Genomic DNA, 8,192 nt, shown 5'->3' on the forward strand with positions numbered 1-8,192 from the left:
ATCCATTTCTACTGCAGGCTTCACATAATTATCGAGCAATTCTTTGATGCGTTTCACTACGTCGTCATCGTCGGCGGCTACATCATTAGTAGCCTCTTGCTTCATGATTTGCACCTCATCCTCGTTGATTACTGCTTTGCCTTCCTCCAAATATTCTTTTAAGAATTGGCGAACAGTTGGGATTACGTCTTGCCAATCCGTTTCGGGGGTCTTAGTCAGTGTAACAAAATTGCTGGCAATAAATACACTTTTTATAAATGGAAAGCTAAACAACTCTTTAGCCAAAGGTGAAGGGCCTGCCATTGTTTCATCTTGAAAATCGATACTTTTTCCCGGGTACAAAAGTTTGTTTGCCACAAACTTCATGGTCGCGGGGTTGGGTGTCATCTCTGTATAAATACTGATTATTGTATTTCCTGTTTTTATCATAACCTTTAATTTTTAATCTTCCTGCACAAAGGTACTACAAACTATTTTGTATAGTTCATAAATATTTGATAGAATGTATCTATAAGCAGATAGAGAAACGAATTTAATGATCATTTTCTATCTAATGGCTCTACTTAGGTTAATATGGAAATGGTAGAGCGGAATTTCTTTGTTGGCATTGTGTTGAACCCAATCAGTGCTGGCGGCTATACGTATTGCCCGGCCCTCTTTGATAAACCCCCTTAACAGTAGCCCTGTCCTCACCTGAGAGCCGGTCAATAGCGGAATCCATAAGCATAAGAGAAAAACGGGAGCCCGATGCGGCAAAAATGATAAGTGCGTCAGCATGTTTTCATGTGTCGGCCTAAAAAAGCGAGACCAATTATTGAGTGAACATAATTAATTGCGCCCGATATGCTTTTAATTTCACCTAAACTCTCCTACTTTTGCAAAAATCATTGTTTATTTAAATGCACCCTAAACAGCTTTCTATAAAGGATTTTACTTACGAATTGCCTGAAGAAAAGATTGCTCGTTTTCCCCTGCGGAAAAGAGATGAAAGCAAATTACTCGTTTATAAGGATGGTATTATTACAGATGACATTTATGCGAATTTGCCCCTAATTTTGCCCCAGAAATCATTTTTGGTTTTCAATAATACCAAGGTGGTTGAGGCGAGATTATTATTTGAAAAACAAACTGGCAGTAGTATCGAATTGTTTTGCCTTGAGCCTGCGGATGAATATTTGGATATCACGAGTGCCATGTTGCAAAAACAAAAAGTACTTTGGAAGTGCCTTATTGGTGGTGCAAAAAAGTGGAAAGATGGCTTATTGAAAAAAGCCATTTCTGTTCATCATAATCAGTTCCTATATGCGCGGAAGGTAGAAAAAAGAAATGATTATTTTATAATTGAATTTTCCTGGGATAATGCAGATTTAAGTTTTGCTGAGATGTTACATTTGTTAGGTCATATACCGCTGCCCCCTTATCTTAATCGCACGGCGGAAGAGAAAGATAAAGAAACATACCAAACCGTTTATGCCAAACAGGATGGTTCGGTTGCCGCCCCCACAGCCGGTTTGCATTTCACCAAAACATTATTGCAGAATTTAAAAAATAAAAATATTCGATCCTCATTTGTCACGCTGCATGTGGGCGCCGGCACTTTTAAGCCGGTAAAAGCAGATACGATGCAGGAGCATGAGATGCACGCCGAGTCTATAGAGGTATCTCTTTCATTTTTAGAAGAGCTACTTAATAATATTTCTGAAAAGATTATTGTGGTAGGTACTACATCAATGCGTACTGTAGAAAGCCTTTATTGGATGGGTGTGAAAATATTAGCCAAAAAAACAGACTTTATAATGGTTTCCCAATGGGAGCCCTATGAGTTGCCGCAGCACTTTTCTGTCGCAGAATCTTTAAAGGCAATAATTAATCTTTTAAAGAGGAATAAGGAAACAAAATTACTTGCCCGTACACAAATCATTATTGCGCCGGGTTATAAATTGAAAATAGTTGATGCTTTAATGACTAATTTTCATCAACCGAAGTCTACGCTTTTACTGTTGGTTGCTGCAGTAGTTGGGCAAGATTGGAAGCGGGTATATCAATACGCACTCCATGCAGATTTTCGGTTTCTCAGCTATGGAGACGGCAGTTTATTGTGGAAGAATTAAAATATTTCTTTTTATATAAAAAACTTTTTTGGATACAATACGATTGTCATAACTTTGTCACCTCAAAGAATCAATTTTATTAAACAAATAGGAATGGAAAATAATACAAATACTAAAGTAGTTTACGATTTTCAAAGCTATCATACACCTGTTACACGTGCAATATATGTGGGCGTATTCATAGGATTTGTTACTGCACTTGTCAATATTGCTTATTGGGCTGCTTATATAAACATGACAGGTCTTGGAAGATCTTCGTATGTTGTCAACATTCAAACACTTTGTTTTGGCTCAATTATACCATTGGTTGTTTGTGGTGCTTTGTATGCAATATTTACCCATTATTTAAAGAAAGCGGGTATATTGCTTAATTCTGCATTATTTATATTGGCTGGGTTATGGCTAATTGTGGTTGCAAGCAAAGGAGATTACGGTGATACTGCCCAGCATATCAGGGAGTTTAAAGAATTGGTTATTCCTATTATTGCTATTATCGGTATAAGTGCAGCATTTATATTCCCTATCTGTCTCAAAAACAAGAAAATAGAAAATATGATGTTGTAGTTTTAGAAAGAAGATATTGATTAAGAGTGGAAGAGCAGGGTTTCTTTCACTCTTTTTTTATGTAATACTACTTATTATTTCTGTAAGATGAAGAAGTCTTTTTTTCTTTTTGGCGTATTGCTTATTTTTCTTGTTGCAGGTTGTAAAAATCAGCAAGGTAAAAGGGTATCGTCTCAAAATCAATATGAAAGTGATTCTGTTTTAACGGTGGTTAATTGGAATATTGAATGGTTTGGTGCTACGAGAAATGGACCTGTCGATAAAAAGCTACAAGAAACAAATGTCTTCAAAGTGTTGAAATATTTGCACGCCGATATTTATGGTTTGTGCGAAATTGTCAATATAGCCTCGTTTAGGGATTTGATAAAGTCTATGGGACCTGATTATGATTTTGCTGTAAGTGATTATGCAAGCGGTGCAAATTCTACGCATGCGCATTATTATGCCTCTGCACAAAAAATGGCTTTTGTCTACAATAAAAATGTTTTTACAAATGTATCTACGTCGGGGTTTTTACGTGACAATAGTGCTGCTGGCCATAATTTCTCTAATGGCCGTTATCCGTATTTGCTTCGCGCCGATGTTACCAAAAATGGTATCACCAAAAACATTTGTTTCTTTCTTGTGCATGCTAAATCTGGCTCTGACAAGACAAGCTATATTCGCCGTGTAAATGCTTCTAATGAATTAAAAGCGGCATTGGATAAAGACTTTGCCCAAACGCCATTAATGATTTTTGGTGATTTGAACGATGAGTTGAAGGGAAGCGTTTCTTCAGAAAAGGAGTCTTCTTATCAAAATTTTATCCAGGATGATAACTATGTCGGTATTACGTTGGCGGTACAGAAAAGTGGCGCGCAATCTACTATCGATTATCCAACCGTAATAGATCATCAGATTATTTCAAAACAGCTAAATAAAATGTATGTACCACATTCTGCAAGAATTCGTACCGATATTACCGAAGTTGTTCCTGATTTTACGAGCGGGAATACCTCCGATCATTATCCTATTTCTTCAGAATTCTTATTTAGCAAATAAGAAAAGTAATTTAATTTTCTAATTGGTTTTGCTGCAAAATAGTCTTCATTTTTTTTACTTCTTCTTCGTCAACGCAGATATTCATCAATGTTTCAGCCATTGAAGAGGATTTAAATTTCATGGCAGAATTTATTTCTTTTCTTGCGGAGGAATGAAATTCCTCGGCACCAGTTTCTATAATTTTCTGCAAATTACTACTGCGTATTCCGCTGCCGGGAACAATGACTATTCTTTGGTCAGCTTGCCTGACCAATTCTTTTATTAAGTCAAACCCGTCGCCCGCATTTGGCCTCTGACCGCTTGTTAATATTCTGGCGCAACCAGTGTCAATTACTTGCTCTAAGCTTTCCAGCGGGTTTTTGGCACGATCGAATGCGCGATGAAAGGTAATTTCTAATGGATATGCAAGTTCCACCAATCTTCTGGTTTGTTCTATATCAACTGCCCCGTCAATATTCAATAATCCCAAAACAGCCCCTTGAAATCCTAATTGTCTGATTAGCAATAAATCTTTTTTCATTACTGCCAATTCTTCATTGTTGTACAAAAAATCGCCACCCCGCGGTCTAATAATTGGAAATACAGGTATTGTGATTTTCTCAATTGTCGTTTTCAGTGTTCCATAAGAAGGCGTAGTCCCACCATCAAAGGGATTCTCGCAAAGTTCAATTCTGTTAGCTCCGGCACTTTGAGCTTGAATTGCAGATGTGATATTGAATACAGCAATTTCTAAAGTCATAGAGGGCGTTTTAAAATTAATTTGCAAGATAACAAACTTGGTAAAAGTACCAACAAAAAGACCGCTGATTGCTCAACGGTCTTTTCTTAGAATATTCTTGAAAGCTGTGTTTCAATAAGTAAATTGATTATTTAACTTCAACTTCTGCACCTGCAGCTTTTAGTTTTTCTGCGATGTCATCAGCCTCAGCTTTAGAAACGCCTTCTTTAACGGCTTTCGGAGCTGTATCTACGATTTCTTTAGCTTCTTTCAAACCTAAACCAGTGATTTCTTTAACCACTTTTACTACACCTAGTTTACTAGCACCACCGCTAACTAAAACTACATCAAATGCAGTTTTTTCTTCAGCAGCAACTGCTTCGCCAGCTGCAGCAACTACAACTGCCGCAGCAGCTGGTTCGATACCGTATTCAGATTTTAAGAAATCTGCTAATTCTTGTACGTCTTTTACTGTTAAGCCTACTAGTTGTTCAGCTAATGCTTTAATGTCTGCCATTTTGTTTTCAATTTTTTCCGCGTTCATTGCTCTTAGAAGCGCTCCGGCGGAGGGTTTTAAAAAAATTATTTAATAAATCAATTTGGAATTTTCCAAATCAAAAAGTTTGAATAACCAATAATGGTTAAAAATTTAAAATTATGCTTCCGGTGCAACTTCATCAGTAGAAGTCGTTGCCGGAGCTTCAGTTGTCGTAGTTTCTTCTGCAACTACTGCTGTTGCAGTTTTATCTTCTTGATTCAATAATGCAGCCAATACACGTTTGGCTGGAGATTGCAACAATCCGATAACATCGCCAATCAACTCTTCTTTTGTTTTGATATTAGTCAAAGCAATTAATTGATTATCACCACTATAAATATCGCCGTTAATGAAAGCTGCTTTTAATTCAGGCTTCTCTTTCTTACCCTCTTTGCGAAAGGCACTGATGATGACAGCCGGGTTCTTCGGGTTTTCAGAAAACATTAAAGCTGTTACGTTGTTCAATGATTCGTAAACGCCTGAATATTTTTCCGCATCCAAAGATTCCAATGCTTTTTTAATCAAAGTGTTTTTAGCCACTTTCATTTCCACTTGTTTATTAAAACAGGCACGGCGTAATTTGCCGATTTGATCTACACTTAACGATTCTGTATTGGTTACATAAAAGTTGTTGTATTGAGTGAACTTTTCTTTTAAAAGTTCTATTACTTCGTTTTTTTGATCTTTTGTCATTTTCAAAAATTTTTGATGGTTTCAAACCAATTTTTACAAATTAGTTTTGAACTGATTTTGTGTCCACTGCAATACCAGGGCTCATCGTTGCAGCTAGGCTTACACCTTTTACGTAAATACCTTTAGCGGCAGTAGGTTTCAGCTTGATTAAAGCATTGATAAGCTCTTGTCCGTTTTCTGCAATTTTCTCAGAAGAGAAAGAAACACGGCCAATAGAAGCGTGTACGATACCAGCTTTATCTACTTTAAATGCAATTTTACCGCCTTTTACTTCTGTAACTGCAGCAGCTACATCATTAGTAACCGTTCCTGTTTTAGGATTCGGCATTAAGTTACGAGGGCCTAATACTTTACCTAAACGACCAATTTTTGGCATTACTGACGGTGTGGCAATTATCACATCAACATCGGTCCAACCGCCATCAATTTTTGTAATAAATTCATCCAATCCCACGAAATCAGCACCTGCTTCTTGAGCAGCGGCTTCTTTATCTGGTGTACATAAAACCAATACTTTTTTGGTTTTACCTGTACCGTGAGGAAGGGTAACTGTACCACGAACTTGCTGGTCAGCTTTTTTTGGGTCAACACCCAAACGTATGTGAAGATCAACAGAACTATCAAATTTTGTTGTGTTGATTTCTTTCACTAATGCAGAAGCTTCGTTAAGCGAATAAAATTTATTGCTGTCGATTTTCGCTTCCGCTACTTTTCTTTTTTTAGTAATTTTTGCCATTACAAATAAGTTTTAAGGATAAGAATTAATTTTCCCACGGAGCAGCGCCGTCGATTGTGAGACCTAAGCTACGTGCTGTACCAGCCACCATTTTCATAGCGCTTTCAATAGTAAAGCAGTTAAGATCGGGCATTTTGTCTTTTGCAATTTCTTCTACTTGTGCCCAAGTAACTTTACCTACTTTATCGCGGTTGCTTTCCTTAGAACCTTTTTTGATTTTTGCGGCTTCCATCAATTGGATAGAGGCAGGAGCAGTTTTGATAACGAAGTCAAAAGACTTGTCAGAATAAACTGTGATTAAAACAGGAACAACTTTTCCTTGTTTGTCTTGAGTTCTTGCATTAAATTGTTTACAGAACTCCATGATGTTCACACCTTTGGAACCTAATGCCGGCCCTACTGGTGGTGCAGGGTTGGCTTGTCCGCCTTTTACCTGCAACTTTACGAAACCTGAGATTTCTTTTGCCATTTTTTAAACTTTTTTGGTGATAACGTCCGAACAATATTGCACAGACTCCCAATTCAATATTCCTAAAAAGAACTATTTGGGGCAGCAAAGGTAATAAAATATTTGAATTATGTATAGTTTTACTCAAATTATTGGCTGAAGATATCTAACCCACTGGGTATCAACTTAAATATACTACTATACTCTTTACACTTCCATTTTTTCGCAATCCTGCATGTCTTGCTCAAATTCAAGCGTTGCATGTTGAATATTCAACTGTTCTAAACGGTTCTTTATTTCTTTTTTCAATATATCTAAATCACTAATACTCATTTTTTTACTTACCAATATATGTGCTGTAAGTGCATTGATCGTTGTACTTAATCCCCAAGCATGTATGTGATGTATATCTTTCACTTCCTCTAATTGCATTACTTTCTGCTTGATTTTTTCTAAATCCACATTTTCGGGTACACCATCTAAAGAAAGTCTAAGACTACTTTTCAGTAATCCCCAAGTGCTTTTTAATATTACTACTGCAATTAATAAACTTAATGCGGTATCTATCCAATATAAATGCGTATAATAAATTAAAATCCCTCCGATTACGATTGCTACCGAAACCAACGCATCGGCCAACATATGCAGATAGGCTGATTTGATATTTATATCTTTTTCCTTATTCTTTAAAAATAGAAAAGCTGAAAGACCATTAATAACGATACCTGCTGCTGCTACCCATGCGACAGTGTTTCCGGAGAGAACATCGGGTTTAAAAATACGACGCGCCGCTTCGCAGCCAATGGCGCCGATAGATATTAATAAAATAATAGCGTTAAATAATGCCACCAGCACAGTTGTTTTACGGTATCCGTAGGTATACTTGTCACTTGGTTTTACTTTCAATAATTTAAATGCAAGAAGTGATAAGGCCAGACCCGCCACGTCTGCGAGATTGTGACCGGCATCGGAGAGTAAAGACAGAGAATTTGCTGATAGGCCCACAATAGCCTCCACCAAAACAAAAGCAAAATTGAGTGAGATGCCAATATAAAATGCTCTGCCAATATGTGAGAGTTCCTGAACATGATTATGTTCATGAATATGGGAATGAGAGTGGCCTTCAGAGGTATGGGTCATAAATTGCGCTCCTATATAATTGCAAGATAGTCTAAGTTCCTAATTTTAAATAAAAGACGGCTGTTATATTTTCTTCCTATTGTATGCAAGTATTTTTTTAAAAAAGCAGCCTGCACCGTGAACTTTGTTTTAATTTTGCAGCAGTGATAAATTATGCTAAATCTTATTTTCGAAAAACTATGAATTTTTATACGAGAAAATTA

General features: G+C 36.8%; 10 protein-coding genes. 3 read left to right on the forward strand and 7 right to left on the reverse strand.

Going from position 1 to position 8,192, the window contains the following annotated elements:
* Positions 1-429 (reverse strand): NifU N-terminal domain-containing protein (locus ACQR30_RS11935; RefSeq protein ID WP_429735368.1); only part of this gene is annotated, 429 nt, incomplete at its 3' end.
* Positions 430-899: 470 nt separating this feature from the next.
* Here ACQR30_RS11935 and ACQR30_RS11940 point away from each other — a divergent pair.
* The 3 genes from ACQR30_RS11940 to ACQR30_RS11950 all read left to right on the forward strand — a co-directional run bounded on the left by ACQR30_RS11940 (position 900) and on the right by ACQR30_RS11950 (position 3,716).
* Positions 900-2,111, forward strand: coding sequence for an S-adenosylmethionine:tRNA ribosyltransferase-isomerase (locus ACQR30_RS11940; protein WP_429735370.1), 1,212 nt, complete (start codon positions 900-902; stop codon positions 2,109-2,111).
* Positions 2,112-2,204: 93 nt separating this feature from the next.
* Positions 2,205-2,675, forward strand: coding sequence for a hypothetical protein (locus tag ACQR30_RS11945; RefSeq protein WP_429735372.1), 471 nt, complete (start codon positions 2,205-2,207; stop codon positions 2,673-2,675).
* Positions 2,676-2,762: 87 nt separating this feature from the next.
* A complete protein-coding gene (locus ACQR30_RS11950; protein ID WP_429735374.1) occupies positions 2,763-3,716 on the forward strand; it encodes an endonuclease/exonuclease/phosphatase family protein in 954 nt (317 codons plus the stop codon).
* 10 nt (positions 3,717-3,726) lie between these two features.
* Here the strand turns inward: ACQR30_RS11950 and ACQR30_RS11955 are convergent, their stop codons facing one another.
* The 6 genes from ACQR30_RS11955 to ACQR30_RS11980 form a co-directional block, all read right to left on the reverse strand.
* Complete coding sequence (locus ACQR30_RS11955; protein WP_429735376.1) at positions 3,727-4,455, reverse strand: copper homeostasis protein CutC; 729 nt, start codon at positions 4,453-4,455, stop codon at positions 3,727-3,729.
* Positions 4,456-4,582: 127 nt separating this feature from the next.
* Positions 4,583-4,951: a 50S ribosomal protein L7/L12 gene (gene rplL, locus ACQR30_RS11960; RefSeq protein WP_429735378.1), complete on the reverse strand. Its 369-nt coding sequence runs from the start codon at positions 4,949-4,951 to the stop codon at positions 4,583-4,585.
* Between the two features lie 138 nt (positions 4,952-5,089).
* Positions 5,090-5,665: a 50S ribosomal protein L10 gene (gene rplJ, locus ACQR30_RS11965; RefSeq protein WP_429735380.1), complete on the reverse strand. Its 576-nt coding sequence runs from the start codon at positions 5,663-5,665 to the stop codon at positions 5,090-5,092.
* A 40-nt stretch (positions 5,666-5,705) separates the two neighbouring features.
* Positions 5,706-6,401: a 50S ribosomal protein L1 gene (rplA, locus tag ACQR30_RS11970; protein WP_429735382.1), complete on the reverse strand. Its 696-nt coding sequence runs from the start codon at positions 6,399-6,401 to the stop codon at positions 5,706-5,708.
* A 25-nt stretch (positions 6,402-6,426) separates the two neighbouring features.
* Entirely contained in the window at positions 6,427-6,870 is a 444-nt protein-coding gene (gene rplK, locus ACQR30_RS11975; RefSeq protein ID WP_429735384.1) for a 50S ribosomal protein L11, read from the reverse strand.
* Positions 6,871-7,056: 186 nt separating this feature from the next.
* The gene (locus ACQR30_RS11980; protein ID WP_429735386.1) at positions 7,057-7,989 is read right to left on the reverse strand and encodes a cation diffusion facilitator family transporter; all 933 of its coding nucleotides are present in this window, start codon (positions 7,987-7,989) and stop codon (positions 7,057-7,059) included.
* Positions 7,990-8,192 lie beyond the last annotated feature (203 nt).

The sequence above is a fragment of the Arachidicoccus sp. genome, from assembly GCF_050436765.1.
GTDB lineage: Bacteria > Bacteroidota > Bacteroidia > Chitinophagales > Chitinophagaceae > Arachidicoccus.